This is a genomic window from Saccharomonospora xinjiangensis XJ-54 (genome assembly GCF_000258175.1).
GTDB classification, from domain to species: domain Bacteria; phylum Actinomycetota; class Actinomycetes; order Mycobacteriales; family Pseudonocardiaceae; genus Saccharomonospora; species Saccharomonospora xinjiangensis.
In genome coordinates this window covers 1,916,518-1,933,040 of sequence record NZ_JH636049.1, presented here as the reverse complement: position 1 = coordinate 1,933,040, position 16,523 = coordinate 1,916,518, and the positions used below count along the sequence as shown (strand labels likewise).

Genomic DNA, 16,523 nt, shown 5'->3' with positions numbered 1-16,523 from the left:
CAACCACAGGGAACTACCTTGATCGCTCAATCGTGGCTGCTGGTCGCGTTCCCCGCGCTCGGCGCCCTCGTCCTGTTGGTCGGTGGTAACCGCACCAACGCATGGGGGCACCTGCTGGGCTGCGCGACGGTCATCGCGTCGTTCGTCTACGGCTTGGCGCTGTTCTTCGGCGAGTCACTGTCCGAGGCCGCTGACACGACGGTCTACTCGTGGATTCCCGTCGAGTCGTTGCAGGTCGATTTCGGACTGCGCATCGATCCGCTCTCGGTGACGTTCGTCCTGCTGATCACGGGTGTGGGCGCGCTGATCCACATCTACTCGATCGGCTACATGTCGAACGACGCCTCGCGGCGTCGCTTCTTCGGCTACCTCAACCTCTTCGTCGCCTCGATGCTGGTGCTGGTGCTCGGCAACAGCTTCGTGATGCTGTACCTGGGCTGGGAAGGTGTCGGCCTCGCTTCGTACCTGCTGATCGGCTGGTACCAGGACCGGCCTTCGGCGGCCACAGCCGCGAAGAAGGCGTTCCTGATGAACCGCGTCGGTGACGTCGGGCTCGCGCTGGCGATCTTCTTGATGTTCAAGCACATCGGCAGCACGAACTACGCCGAGGTGTTCGCGGGCATCGGTGACCTCTCGCCCGGCGTGATCACCGCGATCGCGCTGCTGCTCCTGCTCGGGGCGTGCGGCAAGTCGGGTCAGTTCCCGCTCCAGGCGTGGTTGCCCGACGCGATGGAGGGTCCGACCCCGGTTTCGGCCCTGATCCACGCGGCCACGATGGTCACCGCAGGTGTGTACCTCATCGCCCGCTCCTCGCCGATCTACAACCTCACCGAGGACGGGAGGCTGGTCGTCACCATCGTCGGTGCGTTCACCCTTCTCCTCGGGGCGATCATCGGTTGTGCCTACGACGACATCAAGAAGGTGCTCGCCTATTCGACCGTGAGCCAGATCGGGTACATGATGCTGGCCGTCGGTCTCGGGCCGATGGGATACGCACTCGGCATCGCCCACCTGCTCACGCACGGCTTTTTCAAGGCGGGACTGTTCCTCGGTGCGGGGTCGGTCATGCATGCCATGAACGACGAGGTCGATATGCGCAAGTTCGGTGGCCTCGCGAAGAAGATGCCGATCACGGCGGCCACCTTCGGCCTCGGTTACCTCGCGATCATCGGTTTCCCCTTCCTCTCCGGGTACTGGACGAAGGACGCCATCATCGAGGCGGCGTTCGGGCAGGAAGGCTGGCGCGGCTGGGTGTTCGGCGGCGCGGCGCTGCTCGCGGCAGGCATCACCGGCTTCTACATGACCCGGCTGGTGCTGCTGACGTTCTTCGGCAGCCAACGCTGGCGGGAGACGACGTCGGCCGACGGAAGGCAGTTCCACCCGCACGAGTCGCCACCGGTGATGACCGTGCCGATGATCGTGCTGTCGGTCGGCTCCGTCGCCGCGGGCTTCCTGTTGATGGCGGGCGACACGCTGACCGAGTTCCTCGTTCCCTCGGTGGGTGCGCTGGCCGAGCCCGAGCACGGCGTACTCCCGCACGCACTCGTGCCGTGGTTGACCGTGGGCCTCTCGGCGCTCGGTGTGCTGCTCGCGTGGATGTTGTTCGGCAGGCGGCCGACCCCGGTCGAGCGGCCGGAGAACGTGGCCTGGCCCGTCCGCGCCGCCCGCAAGGACCTGTACGGCAACGCCCTCAACGAGGCGCTCGTCGCCACGCCGGGGCTGTGGCTCACCCGCTTCGCGGTGTTCCTCGACAACCGCGGCGTTGACGGCGCGGTGAACGGGCTCGCCGCGGCATTCGGCGGTGGGTCCAGCCGCCTTCGCAGGATGCAGACCGGGTTCGTGCGGTCGTATGCGTTGTCGATGCTCGGCGGGTCGTTCCTGCTCGTCGCCGCACTGCTGTTGGTGAGGTTCTCATGAGTTGGCTCATTGCCCTGATCCTCCTGCCGCTGGCAGGCGCCCTCGTGGTGGCCGGCCTGCGGAACAACGACCGGGCGGCGACACTGGCAGCGCTCGCGGTGTCCGTTGTGGAGCTGCTGCTGATCGTGCCGGCCTGGCTGGCCTACGACCCCGGCGGCGACCGCATCCAGCTCGCCACGTCGGTGGACTGGATTCCCGCTCTGGGCGTGCACCTCTCGTTCGGCATCGACGGCATCGCGCTCGTCATGATCGCGGTGATCGCACTGCTGGTGCCGGTGGTGATCGGTCTGCTGAACTCCACCGACCGCTTGCCCGAGGGACGTTCGGCAGGTGGGTTCCTCTCGCTGATCCTGGTGCAGGAGGCACTCACCATCGCCGTGTTCGCGGCGACCGACGTCTTCCTGTTCTACGTGCTCTTCGAGATCATGCTCGTACCGATGTACTTCCTCATCGGCTTCTACGGCGGTCCGAAGCGGCAGTACGCGGCCGTCAAGTTCTTCCTCTACTCGTTCCTCGGCGGCCTGATCATGCTCGCCTCCGCCATCGGGGCGTACGTGCTGGCTGTTGATGAACTCGGTGAGGGCACGTTCGACTGGGCCACGCTGGTGTCCGTGGTGAGCAACGCACCCCTTGAGACACAGATCTGGCTGTTCCTCGGGTTCTTCCTCGCCTTCGCCGTCAAGGCGCCGCTCGTGCCGTTCCACACGTGGCTTCCCGACGCGGCAGGCCAGGCGCCGATCGCCGTCACGGTGCTGCTGGTCGGTGTACTCGACAAGGTCGGCACGTTCGGGTTCCTGCGTTACAGCCTCCCGATGTTCCCCGACGCGAGCGCGCAGCTCGCCCCGCTCGTGCTGGTGCTCGCCGTCCTCGGCGTGATCTACGGCTCCATCCTCGCCGCGGGCCAGCAGGATCTGAAGCGGTTCGTGGCCTACGTTTCGATCGCCCACTTCGGATTCATCGCACTCGGAATCTTCGCTTTCACGCCGCAGGCCACCGTTGGTTCGGCGACGTACATGCTCAACCACAGCCTCGCGACGGGCATGCTCATCCTCGTGATCGGCATCGTCGCACAGCGCGGCGGTTCGACGAGGATCTCCGACTACGGCGGCATGTTCAAGCTCACGCCGATCCTCGGCGGCATGCTGCTGCTGGCTGGAATGTCCACATTGTCGTTGCCGGGCACGAACTCGTTCGTCAGCGAGTTCCTCGTGCTGCTGGGCGCTTTCGACACACAACCGGTCTACGCCACCATCGCCACCGTGGGCATGGTGCTCGCCGCCGCGTACGTGCTCTGGCTGTACCAGCGGATCATGACGGGTCCGGTGCGCGGGGCCGCGCTCGTCGAGGTATCCGGTGAAACACTATCCGGTGCCACGCCCGCGAGCGCGGGAAGCGGGGAGCGCGGTACGGCGACGGCCGTGGCCCCCGAACGAACCGAGACCACGACTCGCAAGGCGATCCGTGACCTCTCCGGCAAGGAAATCGCGGTGCTCGCACCGCTCGTCGTGCTGATCATCGGCCTCGGTCTCTACCCGAAGCCGGTGCTCGACACGGTGACACCGTCGGTGGAAGCGACACTGCAAGCGGTGCAGGAAAGGTAATGCAGCCGTGTTGAACCTTCATCTCGCCCAGCAGGGCCCGGTCGAGGCACCCGCCATCGACTACCCGGCCATCATGCCGTTGGTGATCGTGCTCGGTGTGGCGTGCGCCGGAGTGCTGATCGAGGCGTTCCTGCCGAAGCGCCGGCGGTGGACGGCGCAGGTCTCGTTGAGCCTGCTCGCTGTCGCGGGTGCGGGCGTCGCGCTCGCGCTGTACATCCCGGACGCTCCCGAGCACGGCACCACGACGTTGAGCGGAACACTCGCCGTCGATTCCCCCGCACTGTTCCTGTGGGGCACGCTGCTCGCCCTCACCGTCGCCGCGCTGCTGTTGATCGCCGACCGGACGGTGGAGCGAGGCGGCGCCTTCGTGGCCGAAGCCGGTATCAGCCCAGGCACGTTCCAGGACAAGGAACAGGCCAGGACCGAGTCGATGTCCACCGAGGTCTTCCCGCTCACGCTGTTCGCACTGGGCGGCATGATGGCCTTCACGGCGGCCAACGATCTGCTGACCATGTTCGTGGCACTGGAGGTGCTGAGCCTCCCGCTGTACCTGATGTGCGGGCTCGCGCGACGGCGGCGGCTGCTGTCACAGGAAGCGGCGGTGAAGTACTTCCTCCTCGGTGCCTTCGCCAGCGCCATCTTCCTGTACGGCCTCGCACTCCTCTACGGCTACGCCGGTTCGGTGCGGCTCTCGGACATCGCGAACGCCACCGCGGGCACCGACCGTTCCGACACGCTGCTGTTCGCCGGTCTCGGGCTCCTCATGGTCGGTCTGTTGTTCAAGGCGTCGGTCGGCCCGTTCCACGCCTGGACCCCCGACGTCTACCAGGGGGCGCCGACCCCGGTCACCGCGTTCATGGCCGCCTGCACCAAGGTCGCGGCGTTCGGCGGGATGCTGCGGGTGCTGACGGTCGCCTTCGAATCCACCCACTGGGAGTGGCGCGGTGTGCTGTGGGGTGTTGCCATCGTGTCGATGCTCATCGGCGCCGTGCTGGGCCTCACGCAGACCGACGTCAAGCGCATGATTGCCTACTCCTCCGTGGCGCACGCCGGGTTCCTGCTCATTGGCACGATGGCGCTGACAGACGCCGGTCTCTCCGGCACCCTGTTCTACCTGCTCGCGTACGGTTTCACGACGCTGGCGGCGTTCGGGGTGATCTCGCTGGTCCGTGACGGCAGCGGCGAGGCGACTCACCTTTCGGCGTGGGCGGGGCTCGCGAAGCGTTCCCCCGTGCTGGCCGCGGTGTTCACGTTCCTGCTCTTCGCACTCGCTGGGATTCCGTTGACCAGCGGGTTCGTCGGCAAGTTCGTGGTGTTCTCCGCCGCGCTGTCCGACGGGATGGCGCCGCTGGTGGTGATCGGGCTGGTGTTCAGCGCGGTCGCGGCGTTCTTCTACCTGCGCGTGGTCGTGTTGATGTACTTCTCGAAGCCCGCGGACGACGGCCCCACGGTGAGCGTGCCCGGCACGTTCACCACGGCGGCCATCACGCTGGGCGTCGTGGTGACCCTCCTGCTCGGTGTCGCGCCGACGTTCGCGCTCGACTGGGCGGGCGCGGGCGGTTTCTCGATCACGTCGTGAGCGGGTTCAGGCCAGGGTGGCGCGCAGGGCGGCCACCTTGGCCGCGAGCAGGTCGGGGCGGCCGGGGAACACGGTGACGCGGTCGCACTCGCGGTGCAGGCCGACCCTGCCCAGGTCGGCGTCGAGGTAGTACACGGTGCCGTCGGCCTCCACCCGTGGCCCGCGGCCGGGACGCCGCGCGACATGCAGGTAGCCGATCCCGCGTTCCGGCAGGGAGAGCAGGCGGCGGAGATCCCCGGTGGCGTCGAGGGAATCAGGGCTTTCGCCGGATCGGCGGGTGTGCACGAGGAACGGCTCGAACATCGCGGCGCTGGACTGCGGCAGGCTTCTCACGAGAAGGCCGGGCAGGTCGCGTGTGGTGGCGGTGTCGAGGCGCACTCGCTCTCCGGTCCTGACCGCGACGACGACCGACCTGCCGCGCGCGGCGACGAGCGAGTGGTGTTGTTCCCCGCCAGCGCGTACGTGCGCGAAGTACTCGGTGTGCGGTTTGCCGAGCACGTGGAGGACGTCCTCGAACTCGGGCGTGAGCCGGGTCCCCGCGACAAGTCCGGCTGCGGCGAGTTCGACGGTGGTCTCGGCCGCGACCCGCGCTGTCGCGGACGGCGGCACATACCGGGCGCCGCCCGCGAAGACCGCGTGGGGCGTGTGGCAGCCGACGACCGCCAGCGCGTCGAGGAGAGTGTGGAGGGTCAGTGCGACCGTCACGTTCCACCCCGGGGTGTCTGGTCGGTGTGGCCGATGACCGGTGGCGGGGTCTTGGGCAGTGGGTCGCTGAAGGTGTCCTCCGGGTCGGGTTCGCGCAGGTAGCCGGGCCGGCGACGGTCCTTGTCGTCCCCTCCGCCGCGACCCGCGGTTCCCACGGGTGCCGGCCCTGCCGCGGTTCGGGCGCTGGTGCTGCCTGCGCCGCCCGCCGTGGGTGGTGTGCCACCACGGGCGACGTCGCCGCCGGGCCTTTCGGCCGTGCCGGCCCCGCTGCCGCGGCCGGGTAGGGGCTGCTGGCCGGGCGGTGCGGCCGGAGTGCGCCCGTGTGCGTTCGGGGGCAGGTTCGTCTGCCTGTTCGAGCGCGAGGCAGGGCCGCCTGCGCCGGGCGTGTCGCGCTGGCCGGAACCGGGGCCTCTTCCCTGAGCGGCGAGACGCCCGGTGGGCTCGATGCCGGTGGGTGTCGGCGACACGGTGTGCCGTCCGGGAGGACCGGAGGGGCCGCTGTGGTGCTCACTCGGCGCCGGTGGCGGGGGCGTGTGTGCCGCCGCGTGCGTGCTTTCGGGCTCTGGTTCGGTTGTGCCCTTTGGCGTCCTTGGGATGTCGGTGTTCCGCTCGGAGGCGTAGGTCGGCGCGGAACTCGCCGGGGTGGACGCGGGCTCGACGGTGAACAGGCCGGGGGAGCTGGTCTGCCCGCTCGTCCGGGTCTGTGCCACGGAAACGCCGGTCGTCTCGTTCGCGTCGGACAGGGTGATCTCGGCGGCGTCGGCGCTCAGCGGGGCGTAGCGGGCGGGTATCGCTCCGCTGTTGACGGTGCTGGCCTGGTGATAGGAGCGGAACGCGGCGACGTTGGTGGCGGCATCCCGTTCGTAGGCGTCGAGTTTCGTCCGGTAGGAGTCGCCGCCGAGCAGGTCGCGGACCAGGTCTTCCTTGGTGGGTGCCGGAGGCTGTGGCGGCACGGGCACGACGCTGTCGCGGGTCCCGGCGAAGGCGGTGATCTGGTCGCTGAGCGTGCGATCGACGTCCCGCAGCAGGGCCTCGTCGGTCTCGGAAGCCAAGGCGAGCGGCATCGCGAGCAGGGCTGCGCGGCGGCCCGCTTCACCTTCCCAACCGCGGTCGGCCTGCCCTGCGGCGCCGCGCACATCGGCGGCGAGGTCGGCGAGTGCCCTGCGCAGTCGCGCAGTGGCCTCCGCAGCGGTGGACAGCCTCCCAGGACCGTTGCCGCCGGTGACCTGCTCGTAGATCTCGGCGGCTGTGAGCGGTCTTTCAGCAACCATGATCACTTGCCTCCGTTGGCTGCCTTGATGTTGCCGATGACGGCGGTGGCGACCTCGTGAGCGGCCTCGCACGGATCGACCTTCCCGACGGAGCCGTCGCCGAGATACGCGCGAACACTCACATAGCTGGTGTTGCTCGTTCCGACAAGAAGGTGGCATTCGCCCTCGTCGCGAGCGTCGATCATGCTGGACGCGACAGCGGGGTAACCATCCACGTCCGGCAGCTCGGTGAAATACGCGGCCTCGTTCTTGTTGCGGTAGATCGCGGTCAGTCCCTCGTCGGTGACCTGGGGATAGGTGATCGAAATCTTGGCGTCGCTGTGCATGTCGGAACGCCACGAGCAGGCCGGACCCGCGGCCCCATCCTTGCGCGGGTTTGTTTTGGTTTCCTCGCCGAGATATTTGGTGATTTGTTCGTTCGTCAACGAGTGGCATGGCTCTGTCACGAAGGAGTCGATGTCCAGGGGACTTTCGATCGAAGGGACTCCAGTCACGGTGCCGATGGTGGACGCTGGGGAGGCGGGCGGGAAGGAGGAGCCCGCGGCAATGCCGACGTGCGGCGTGCGCGAACAGCCTGTGGCAACCACGGCGGCGATGATCAGTGTGATGGTAGGCCAAGCAGGTCTCATTCCATCTCGCCCTTCACTTTCGAGAGAGTGGTCTCGGCGTCGCCCTCGGTGCTGAGGTGATCGCCGAGCGCTGCGCGGAATTTGTCCCTCATTTCCTCGCAGTACCTGATGCGTTCCTGCAACGCGTCTCTCAAGGCCCTGCCGGACGCTCGCAGTTTCTCCGCGTGCCCGGCACTCGCGTACTCGATCCCCGGTCCCTCTGCCGAGGCAATGAGGTCGGCGTCGGAGAGTGCGTCTTCGTAGCGACTGGCGAAGTCGGCCCATTGGTTGGCGAGGTGTTGGAGGGTTTCGGTGTCGAAGGCGAAGCCTTCGTCGCCAATCACCTCGTCGAGCGCGGCGTCGGTGCGCGCGGCGCGGTGGAGAAGAAGATCATGTGAAGGTGGTGTGGGTGGCGGTGAGGCCTGGGGTGTGTAGACCGCGCCGCCGACCGGATGGGCGACTCCTCTGATCTCCCTGGCCATTACCGGCCCCCTGATGTCGTCAGCCGAGGCTCGTTCCCCGCGTCCAGCCGTTGGGCCGCAGGACCCAGCGATGTCGGCGGTGGCGTCCGATTCGACCTCGATCCGGACAGGCCCTCCATCGGCGTACACGTCGGCTCGGCGCGAACTCGGCTATCCGCCATGATCACTTGCCTCCGTTGGCTGTCTTGATGTTGCCGATGACGGCGGTGGCGACCTCGTGAGCGGCCTCGCACGGATCGAGTTTCCCGACGGAGCCGTCGCCGAGATACATGTCGATGTTGACGTAGTCGGAGTCACTGGTGCCGACCGTGACGAGGCATTCGCCTTCGTCGCGGTTGTCGATGGTGCTGGAGGCGATGGTGGGATAGCCGTCCACGGAATCCATTTCCGTGAAATAGGCGGCCTTGTCCCTGTTTCGGTAAATCGAGGTCAAGCCCTCGTCGCCCAGCTGGGGATAGGTGACCGAGATTTGAGCGTCGCTCAATACGTCCGAGTGCCAGGCACAGGACGGTCCCGCACTGCGATCCGTCTTGGGTCGGGTCTCGGCGTCCGCACCGAGATACTCGGTGACCTGCTTTTCGGTCAGTGAGGTGCAGGGCTTCTGGAGGAAGGGGTCGATGGCGAGTGGGTCGGTAACTCTGGGCGCACCGTGGGTTTGGTTGCCGGTGGAGTGGGGTGGGTTGGTCGGTGGTGAGGACGGCGTCGGTGTGCCGTCGCTGGGTGTCGAGGAGCAGCCTGTGAGGAATGCTGTGGCGACGAGTGCGGCGGCGAGTCCAGGGTTCCTCATTCGAATCTGCCCTTGTCGATCGTGGTCTCGGCTTCGTCCTCGGCTGCGATGTACTTGCCCAGCGCCGCGAGGAATCTGTCGCGCATGTCCTCGCAGTAGCGAACCCGTTCGTCGAGCGCGGCCTTCAGCGCCTGGCCGGACGCCACGAGCGTCTCCGCGTGTCCGACGCTCGCGTAGTCGAGCCCGGGGCCCTCCGCTCGTGTGAGGTGGTTGGCGAGATCGCGTGCGTCCCTGTAGCGGCGGGCGAAGTCGGCCCATTGGTTGGCGAGGTGTTGGAGGGTTTCGGTGTCGAAGGCGAAGCCTTCGTCGCCAATCACCTCGTCGAGCGCGGCGTCGGTGCGCGCGGCGCGGTGGAGAAGAAGATCATGTGGAGGTGGTGAAGACGGTTGCGCGGTTTCGGGAATGTAGACGGCGCCAGCGGCTGGGTGGGCAAATCCCCTGATCTTTCTTGCCACCTCGAACCCCCCGGTTTCTGTGGCTTTCCTCCCGCGCGAAGCGGCTTGACGTTAGCATTCGATTATGTGATTCGCAGCAATTTCGCCCGTTTGGGCCAAAGATTCCCTCCTATCGAAAAGGCTGTTTCGGAAAACAGTTTTGATCAAAATGATGTTCGAAACCCGGTGCATGACGCGGGGTAGCGCGGCACGATGTAGAAGGATACAGGGTCGTGCTGCCGTGTGTCGCCCGCGTCACGAAGTGGGGAGTGACCTGCGGGTCGTCGCCGCGCGACCTCCGCCCATTAGGCTGGTGAGGACCGTGACCGACAGGGCCGAAAGGGCGGAGCCGACGTGTCAGTGCGTGATGGCACCATCGACGAGTTGCGCGCTGCAGTCGGGCTGCAGATCGCGGACGAGGAGCTGCTGCGGACGCTCGTCGCGGGGCTCGACGACGTCGAGGAGGTTCTTCGTGGCGTCGTCAGCAGTGACGTCGCGGCCATTGACGAGGCCGCGCGCCACCTCGTCGATGCCGGTGGCAAACGCTTCCGCCCCATGTTCACGTTGCTCGCCTCCCAGTTCGGCGAGGGGGGAAGCCGGGACGCCGTGATCACCGCGGCCGCCGCGGTGGAACTGGTGCACCTCGCCACGCTCTACCACGACGACGTGATGGACGAGGCCACGATGCGCCGGGGCGCCCCCAGCGTCAACGCCCGCTGGGACAACAGCGTCGCCATCCTGACGGGCGACTACCTCTTCGCCCACGCCTCGCGTCTGGTGGCAGACCTGGGCACAGACGCCGCCCGCATCATCGCCGAGACGTTCGGCGAACTCGTGACGGGGCAGATGCGCGAGACGGTCGGACCGCAGGGTGGGGACGACCCTGTCGAGCACTACCTGTCCGTCATCGGCCAGAAGACCGGGTCCCTGATCGCGACGGCGGGACGTTTCGGCGGCATGTTCTCCGACGCCGCTCCCGAACACGTCGAGGCTCTTCACCGGTTCGGCGAGATCGTGGGCACGGCGTTCCAGATCTCCGACGACATCATCGACATCGCCTCACCGCCCGACACCTCGGGCAAGGCGCAGGGAACGGACCTGCGCGAGGGCGTGCGAACCCTGCCGATGCACTACGCGCTGTCCTGTGATCCCGATCCGCGCCTCGTGGCGTTGCTGGCGGGGCCGCTCACCGACGACGCGCTGGTGGCGGAGGCACTCGACCTGCTACGCCGATCGGGTGGGCTCGAACGCACGCGCGCCACCCTCGCCGACTACGCTCGGCGCGCACGAGAGGAGCTCGCCGTGTTGCCGCAGTCCCCGGCGAGGGTGGCCTGCGAGTCGGTCGCCGACTACCTCGTCGCACGCACCCACTAAGGAGGGCAGCCGTCATGTCCGTTTTCGGCCAGGTCTGGGTGTTCAGTGCGGTCGCGTTCGTGCTCGGCGCCTTCCTCGCCTGGCTGTTCCTCGTCCGTCCCGCGCAGAAGCGCATCGGCGAACTTCAGCGCAGGCTCGCCGCCGCGGAGGGCTCGCCGAGGCCGCGGACCGGCCCTCACAGCACACGTATCGCCCCCGCACTGGGCACGACGGGTGGAGACCGTGGCGACCTCACCGACCGCGAAGACACACCGGCGACATCCCCGACACGGCACTTCGAGCCGGCTGCCGAACCGAGGCCGGGGGAGGTGACCGAGCACATCGCGCCGTCGCCGAGCTGGCTGGAGCGCGACAGCCTCCAGGGGCGCTCCGGCGCGGGGCCATCGGAGATCGACTCTCTCGACGAGGAGTTCCTCCGCGCCGACGACCTCGACGACCGGGACGCCGAGCACGGCAGCTCCATCGACGGCACCCTCGACGACCTTCGCGGCAGCACGGGCGGCGTGCTCGACGCTCCTCCACCGTCCGATCCCGGTGAGCCCACCCAGATCCGGGGTAGGGACGGCGAGCTCGACCTCGGCGGCGAGCGCAGCGACACCGGGAGCGGTAAACGCAAGGGCACCAGCCTGTTCGAACCCGCCCCGCTGGACGATGAGCCGGAGGAGAAGCCACCCGCCTTCGGCCAGGGCGGGCAGGGAGCCGACGAACCGAGGGTGGAGAGCGCCACCGCGCTGCCGAAGCGGCAGCCGGGGCGTTCGCAGTTGGAGAGCTTCGACTCGGCGAAGCCCTTGAAGCCGTCGATGCGCCAGGTGGAGCGCCGCGACCCCGAGCCGAGCCGCAGCGGATCGCTGTTCGAGCCCGCCGTGCCGCCGTCAAACTCGGCGCCGCCCGCGAGGGACGTCTCTGCCGCCTCCGACCTTCCGCCGGGACCATTCGGGCCGGGATCGGCGATGCCGGAGCCGGGAGGCGGGCGCCCTTCGGACGAGTTCACCGTCAAGGCCAGCGTTACCGCACTGCGCTACTGCGCCGAGGGCTCGCCGGAGTATCCGCGCATGGTCGCCGAGGTCTGGTTCCGCACACCCGCCGACGCGGAGCGGGTCGGATTCCGCCCCCTCTCGGCACCCTGACCCCAGACCCCGGAGCAGGGAAGCGGGGGCACCACACGCACTCGCGGGTGCCCCTCGTCCACGGGTCAGTGAACCGTCCAGGTGTCCTTTCCGGTGAGCAGCGCCTGCAGGTCGGCTGGGCGGCTCTCCGAAGCCTCTCGCACCTGAGCACGCGCGAGGTCGTCGTAGGTGGGGCGGCCGACCTGCCGGAAGATCCCCGTCGGGGTGTAGCCAAGGTTCTCGTCGCTCAGCCGGGAGAGGGCGAACGCGTAGGTGCTGTCGGCGATGGCCGGATCGTGGACGACGACGTTCTCCTCGCCGATCTCGCTGACCTTGCCGACCTCGAACCCGCCCCAGCCCGAGCGGCCGACCCCGAACTCGCCTTCGGGACCGAAGCGGATCGGTTCACCCGGCACGAGAGGGATGATGCGCCGGGATGCCTCGTCGGCGTCCTTCAGCGCGTCGAACGCTCCGTCGTTGAAGATTGGGCAGTTCTGGTAGATCTCCACGAACGCCGAGCCCCTGTGCTGTGCCGCGGCGGTGAGCACCTCCGTGAGGCCCTTGCGGTCGGAGTCGAGCGCGCGCCCCACGAACGACGCCTCGGCGCCGAGTGCGAGCGAGATCGGGTTGAACGGCGTGTCGAGCGAGCCCATCGGCGTGGACTTCGTGACCTTGCCTGGCTCGCTGGTTGGCGAGTACTGGCCCTTCGTCAGCCCGTAGATCCGGTTGTTGAACAGCAGGATCTTCAGGTTCACGTTGCGGCGCAGCGCGTGGATGAGGTGATTGCCTCCGATGGAGAGCGCGTCGCCGTCACCGGTGACCACCCACACGGAGAGGTCGGGGCGAGTGGTCGCGAGCCCGGTCGCGATGGCGGGGGCGCGCCCGTGGATCGAGTGCATCCCGTAGGTGTTCATGTAGTACGGGAAGCGGCTCGAACACCCGATGCCGGAGACGAAGACGATGTTCTCCGGTTTCAGCCCCAGCGTCGGCAGGAACGACTGGACGGTATTGAGCACGACGTAGTCGCCGCAGCCGGGGCACCACCGGACCTCCTGGTCCGACTTGTAGTCCTTGGCCTTCTGCTTCTCATCGCTCGTGGGGACGAGGTCGAGCCCGCCGAGGGCCGGCAAACCCAGGTTGACTTGGGTCACTTGACCACGGCCTCCTTGTTCGCTGTGCGGTGGGCGATGTCGGTGAACACGTGCTCCAGCTCCTCGGCCTTGAACGGAAGGCCCGCGATCTTCGTGTGGGAGTGGACGTCCACGAGGTACTTCGCGCGCAGCATCGTCGCAAGCTGCCCGAGGTTCATCTCGGGCACCACCACGGTGTCGTACGAGCGCAGGACCTCGCCGAGATTCGCGGGGAACGGGTTGAGATGCCGAAGATGTGCCTGCGCGATCGGGATGCCCTTGCGCCGCAACCTCCGGCACGCGGCCCCGATGGGGCCGTAGGTGGAACCCCAGCCGAGTGCCAGCACGCGCGCCTCGCCGTTGCTGGGATCGTCCACCTCGACGTCGGGCACGTCGATGCCGTCGATCTTGGCCTGGCGCAGGCGCACCATCCGGTCGTGGTTGTCGGGGTCGTACGAGATGTTGCCCTTGCCGTCGGCCTTTTCGAGCCCGCCGACCCGGTGTTGCAGCCCAGGTGTGCCCGGAACGGCCCATTCCCTCGCGAGGGTCTCGGGGTCACGCACGTACGGCCAGAACTCGCCGGAACCGTCGAGCGCGTTGGGTTCGGACGCGAACCGCACCCGGAGGTCGGGCAGCGTCTCCACGTCGGGGATGAGCCACGGCTCCGACCCGTTGGCGATGGCGCCGTCGGACAGCAGCAGCACCGGAGTGCGGTAGGTCAGCGCGATGCGCGTGGCTTCCAGCGCGGCGTCGAAGCAGTCGGCTGGCGAGCGGGGCGCCACGATCGGCACGGGCGACTCGCTGTTGCGGCCGTACATGGCCTGAAGAAGGTCGGCCTGCTCGGTCTTGGTCGGCAGCCCCGTTGACGGCCCACCGCGCTGCACGTCGATCACGACGAGCGGCAGCTCGATCATCACGCCGAGGCCGATGGTCTCGGACTTCAGCGCGATGCCGGGACCCGACGTCGAGGTCACACCGAGCGCGCCGCCGTAGGAGGCGCCGAGAGCCGCGCCGATACCGGCGATCTCGTCCTCGGCCTGGAACGTGATGACGCCGAAGTTCTTGTGCTTCGACAACTCGTGAAGGATGTCGGAGGCCGGGGTGATCGGGTAGGTGCCGAGCAGCACCTGAAGACCGGAGAGCCTGCCAGCCGCCACGATGCCGTACGCGAGCGCGGTGTTACCGGTGATCTGCCGGTAGGTGCCCTTGGGCAGCTTAGCGGGGGCCACCTCGAAGGTGGTGCGGAACACCTCGGTGGTCTCGCCGTAGTTCCAGCCCGCGCGGAAGGCCAGGATGTTGGCCTCCGCGATCTGCGGTTTGGCGGCGAACTTCTCCCTCAGGAAGGTTTCCGTGCCGTCGGTCGGCCTGTGGTACATCCACGAGAGCAGCCCGAGCGCGAACATGTTCTTGCAGCGTTCGGCGTCCTTCTTGCCGAGGCCGCTGTCGGCGAGCGCGCCCTGAGTGAGCGTGGACATCGCCACCTCGTACACCTCGAACGCCGAGAGCGAATCGTCGCTCAAGGGGTCGGTGTCGTAGCCGACCTTGCCGAGGTTGCGCTTGGTGAACTCGTCGGTGTTGACGATCACCATGCCGCCTTTCGGCACGTCGCCAATGTTGGCCTTCAACGCGGCGGGGTTCATGGCCACCAGCACGTCGGGACGGTCGCCCGGCGTGAGGATGTCGTAATCGGCGAAGTGGACCTGGAAGCTGGAGACGCCGGGAATGGTGCCCTGCGGCGCCCTGATCTCGGCGGGGTAGTTGGGGAGTGTGGCGAGGTCGTTGCCGAACGCCGCGGCTTCCGAGGTGAACCGGTCGCCGGTCAACTGCATGCCGTCGCCCGAGTCGCCCGCGAACCGGATGACGACTCTGTCGAGCCTGCTGACCTCGATCGGCCTTGCCGTGGTCACGCTGGTCTGGACGTCCTCCTCATCCGCGCCCGAACCCCTGACACCGTCTGCGCCGTCTGCGCCTGCGCTTGTGCTCATGGGCCAGCAAATCCCTCTCTCCCGACTCCGGCGCGCGACGCGCTCATACTTCGAGATTACTTGTCGTTCCACGGCCCCGTCGGGGCCTGTGATCCGGCTTACCTGTAACCGGCGGTAACAGGGTACTCCGGTTCCAGTTTCTGAGATCAGCGCCCGGGGTCCGGCGGCCTTTCGAGCAACGTCGAGAGCACCACCGTGGACACCGTCCTGTCGATGATCTCCAACCCTCGCAGCCGCTCCAAAGCGTCCTCCAGGTGGTGGATGTCCGCGGCGCGCAGATGCACGATGGCGTCCGCCGCTCCCGACACGGTGTAGGCGGCGACGACCTCGGGCAACGGTTCGAGATGCGACCGGATCCGGGCAGGGGAGACGTTGCCCTGGCAGTGGACCTCCACGAAAGCCTCCGTGCCCCAGCCCAGCGCCTCGGGATCGACAACGGCGGTGAAGCCGCGGAGCACGCCGGTCTCCAGCAGCCGGTCAACCCGGCGCTTCACCGCAGGCGCGGAGAGTCCCACCACCTTGCCGATCTCCGCGTAGCTCGACCGGGCGTTCGCGACAAGGCACGAAACGATACGTTGATCCAACGTGTTCACACGCAACAAATAGCATACCAACGCGCAACTATTGACAATTGATCGCCGGAACACGCTCCGCATACATTCGATACATGCGCGTACCCATGCCTCGCCACTACGTCATGTGCCCACCGAGGTACTTCGCGGTGGACTACGCCATCAACCCGTGGATGGACCCCGGCGTGCCCGTTGACCCGGAGCGCGCGCTGCACCAGTGGACGGAACTGCGGGACACCTACCGCAGGCTCGGTCACCTCGTTGACGAGGTGGAGCCGCAGCCGGGTCTGCCCGACATGGTGTTCGCCGCGAACTCGGGCACCGTGGTTGACGGCCGCGTGCTCGGTGCGAAATTCGCGACGAGCCAGCGTGCGGCCGAGGCGGAGCATTTCCGCCGCTGGTTCGTGGAGAACGGTTTCCGCGACGTCACGATGCCGCAGGAGACCAACGAGGCCGAGGGTGACTTCACCTGGACCGGGCACCTGCTGCTCGCGGGCACCGGGTTCCGCACCGACCCGAAGGCGCACGCCGAGGCTCAGGAGGTGCTCGGTGTTCCCGTCGTGTCGCTGACACTGGTGGACCCCCGCTACTACCACCTCGACACCGCGTTGTTCGTGCTGTCGGAGGCAAGCGACGACCGGCCTGCGCACGTCGCGTACTACCCCGATGCCTTCTCTGTCGGCTCCAGGAAGGTGTTGAGCAGGCTGTTCCCCGACGCGGTCGTCGCCGACGCCGACGACGCGGCGTGCTTCGGGCTCAACGCGATCTCGGACGGGCGCAACGTGGTGCTGCCTGTCGAGGCGACTGCGCTGGCCGAGAAGGTCGCCGCGCACGGCTACGAGCCCGTGTTCGTGGACATCTCCGAGCTGCGCAAGGCGGGCGGCGGCCCGAAGTGCTGCACGATGGAGATTCGCAAGTAACAGCGGCTGCCGGCTGCGGCCGGTCTCCTGCCAGCAGCCGTGTCCGCAGGCT

The 16,523-nt window shown here is 67.8% G+C and carries 15 protein-coding genes; 6 read left to right on the top strand and 9 right to left on the bottom strand.

Annotated features, from left to right (window positions below; translation table 11 throughout):
• The first annotated feature begins 18 nt into the window (after positions 1-18).
• Genes nuoL through nuoN form a run of 3 tightly spaced genes read left to right on the top strand, consistent with a single transcriptional unit; the run spans position 19 to position 5,097 of the window.
• Positions 19-1,917, top strand: a complete 1,899-nt coding sequence (nuoL, locus tag SACXIDRAFT_RS08300) for an NADH-quinone oxidoreductase subunit L (protein ID WP_006238097.1) — start codon at positions 19-21, stop codon at positions 1,915-1,917.
• Positions 1,914-3,518 carry an NADH-quinone oxidoreductase subunit M gene (locus tag SACXIDRAFT_RS08295; RefSeq protein ID WP_006238096.1) on the top strand — a complete coding sequence of 535 codons (1,605 nt, stop codon included), beginning with the start codon at positions 1,914-1,916 and terminating at the stop codon, positions 3,516-3,518. Before nuoL ends, SACXIDRAFT_RS08295 begins: the two co-directional genes overlap by 4 nt.
• A 7-nt stretch (positions 3,519-3,525) precedes the next feature.
• A complete protein-coding gene (gene nuoN / locus SACXIDRAFT_RS08290) occupies positions 3,526-5,097 on the top strand; it encodes an NADH-quinone oxidoreductase subunit NuoN (RefSeq protein WP_006238095.1) in 1,572 nt (523 codons plus the stop codon).
• A 6-nt stretch (positions 5,098-5,103) separates the two neighbouring features.
• Here nuoN and SACXIDRAFT_RS08285 read toward each other — a convergent pair whose 3' ends face one another.
• The 6 genes from SACXIDRAFT_RS08285 to SACXIDRAFT_RS08260 all read right to left on the bottom strand — a co-directional run bounded on the left by SACXIDRAFT_RS08285 (position 5,104) and on the right by SACXIDRAFT_RS08260 (position 9,405).
• The gene (locus tag SACXIDRAFT_RS08285) at positions 5,104-5,802 is read right to left on the bottom strand and encodes an ESX secretion-associated protein EspG (protein ID WP_006238094.1); all 699 of its coding nucleotides are present in this window, start codon (positions 5,800-5,802) and stop codon (positions 5,104-5,106) included.
• Positions 5,799-7,073 (bottom strand): hypothetical protein, encoded by a 1,275-nt coding sequence (locus tag SACXIDRAFT_RS08280; RefSeq protein ID WP_006238093.1) that lies wholly within the window; start codon positions 7,071-7,073, stop codon positions 5,799-5,801. Before SACXIDRAFT_RS08280 ends, SACXIDRAFT_RS08285 begins: the two co-directional genes overlap by 4 nt.
• Positions 7,074-7,075: 2 nt before the next feature.
• Positions 7,076-7,660, bottom strand: a complete 585-nt coding sequence (locus SACXIDRAFT_RS08275; RefSeq protein WP_232285270.1) for a DUF3558 domain-containing protein — start codon at positions 7,658-7,660, stop codon at positions 7,076-7,078.
• Between the two features lie 38 nt (positions 7,661-7,698).
• Positions 7,699-8,163, bottom strand: a complete 465-nt coding sequence (locus SACXIDRAFT_RS08270) for a hypothetical protein (RefSeq protein WP_006238091.1) — start codon at positions 8,161-8,163, stop codon at positions 7,699-7,701.
• 163 nt (positions 8,164-8,326) lie between these two features.
• Positions 8,327-8,950 carry a DUF3558 domain-containing protein gene (locus tag SACXIDRAFT_RS08265; protein WP_006238090.1) on the bottom strand — a complete coding sequence of 208 codons (624 nt, stop codon included), beginning with the start codon at positions 8,948-8,950 and terminating at the stop codon, positions 8,327-8,329.
• A complete protein-coding gene (locus tag SACXIDRAFT_RS08260; protein WP_040922091.1) occupies positions 8,947-9,405 on the bottom strand; it encodes a hypothetical protein in 459 nt (152 codons plus the stop codon). The genes SACXIDRAFT_RS08265 and SACXIDRAFT_RS08260 overlap by 4 nt, the downstream gene beginning before the upstream one ends.
• A gap of 333 nt (positions 9,406-9,738) precedes the next feature.
• Between SACXIDRAFT_RS08260 and SACXIDRAFT_RS08255 the strand changes: the two genes are divergently transcribed.
• Together SACXIDRAFT_RS08255 and SACXIDRAFT_RS08250 are read left to right on the top strand one after the other, a co-directional pair.
• Positions 9,739-10,758 carry a polyprenyl synthetase family protein gene (locus tag SACXIDRAFT_RS08255; RefSeq protein WP_006238088.1) on the top strand — a complete coding sequence of 340 codons (1,020 nt, stop codon included), beginning with the start codon at positions 9,739-9,741 and terminating at the stop codon, positions 10,756-10,758.
• Between the two features lie 14 nt (positions 10,759-10,772).
• A complete protein-coding gene (locus tag SACXIDRAFT_RS08250; RefSeq protein ID WP_006238087.1) occupies positions 10,773-11,885 on the top strand; it encodes a sunset domain-containing protein in 1,113 nt (370 codons plus the stop codon).
• Positions 11,886-11,950: 65 nt separating this feature from the next.
• Here the strand turns inward: SACXIDRAFT_RS08250 and SACXIDRAFT_RS08245 are convergent, their stop codons facing one another.
• From SACXIDRAFT_RS08245 to SACXIDRAFT_RS08235, 3 genes are all read right to left on the bottom strand, one after another.
• Positions 11,951-13,015: a 2-oxoacid:ferredoxin oxidoreductase subunit beta gene (locus SACXIDRAFT_RS08245; protein ID WP_006238086.1), complete on the bottom strand. Its 1,065-nt coding sequence runs from the start codon at positions 13,013-13,015 to the stop codon at positions 11,951-11,953.
• Positions 13,012-14,979, bottom strand: a complete 1,968-nt coding sequence (locus SACXIDRAFT_RS08240) for a 2-oxoacid:acceptor oxidoreductase subunit alpha (protein ID WP_006238085.1) — start codon at positions 14,977-14,979, stop codon at positions 13,012-13,014. Before SACXIDRAFT_RS08240 ends, SACXIDRAFT_RS08245 begins: the two co-directional genes overlap by 4 nt.
• A 146-nt stretch (positions 14,980-15,125) precedes the next feature.
• Positions 15,126-15,572 (bottom strand): Lrp/AsnC family transcriptional regulator, encoded by a 447-nt coding sequence (locus tag SACXIDRAFT_RS08235; RefSeq protein ID WP_040922090.1) that lies wholly within the window; start codon positions 15,570-15,572, stop codon positions 15,126-15,128.
• Between the two features lie 74 nt (positions 15,573-15,646).
• Here SACXIDRAFT_RS08235 and ddaH point away from each other — a divergent pair, with 74 nt between their 5' ends.
• The gene (gene ddaH, locus SACXIDRAFT_RS08230; protein ID WP_408640375.1) at positions 15,647-16,471 is read left to right on the top strand and encodes a dimethylargininase; all 825 of its coding nucleotides are present in this window, start codon (positions 15,647-15,649) and stop codon (positions 16,469-16,471) included.
• The last annotated feature ends 52 nt before the right edge of the window (positions 16,472-16,523 follow it).

Excerpts from the sequence above, each read along its gene's own strand:
- SACXIDRAFT_RS08240 (WP_006238085.1), bottom strand. The coding sequence starts at position 14,979 with ATGAGCACAAGCGCAGGCGCAGACGGCGCAGACGGTGTCAGGGGTTCG.
- SACXIDRAFT_RS08265 (WP_006238090.1), bottom strand. The coding sequence starts at position 8,950 with ATGAGGAACCCTGGACTCGCCGCCGCACTCGTCGCCACAGCATTCCTC.
- SACXIDRAFT_RS08270 (WP_006238091.1), bottom strand. The coding sequence starts at position 8,163 with ATGGCCAGGGAGATCAGAGGAGTCGCCCATCCGGTCGGCGGCGCGGTC.
- SACXIDRAFT_RS08250 (WP_006238087.1), top strand. The coding sequence starts at position 10,773 with ATGTCCGTTTTCGGCCAGGTCTGGGTGTTCAGTGCGGTCGCGTTCGTG.
- SACXIDRAFT_RS08295 (WP_006238096.1), top strand. The coding sequence starts at position 1,914 with ATGAGTTGGCTCATTGCCCTGATCCTCCTGCCGCTGGCAGGCGCCCTC.
- ddaH (WP_408640375.1), top strand. The coding sequence starts at position 15,647 with ATGCGCGTACCCATGCCTCGCCACTACGTCATGTGCCCACCGAGGTAC.
- SACXIDRAFT_RS08280 (WP_006238093.1), bottom strand. The coding sequence starts at position 7,073 with ATGGTTGCTGAAAGACCGCTCACAGCCGCCGAGATCTACGAGCAGGTC.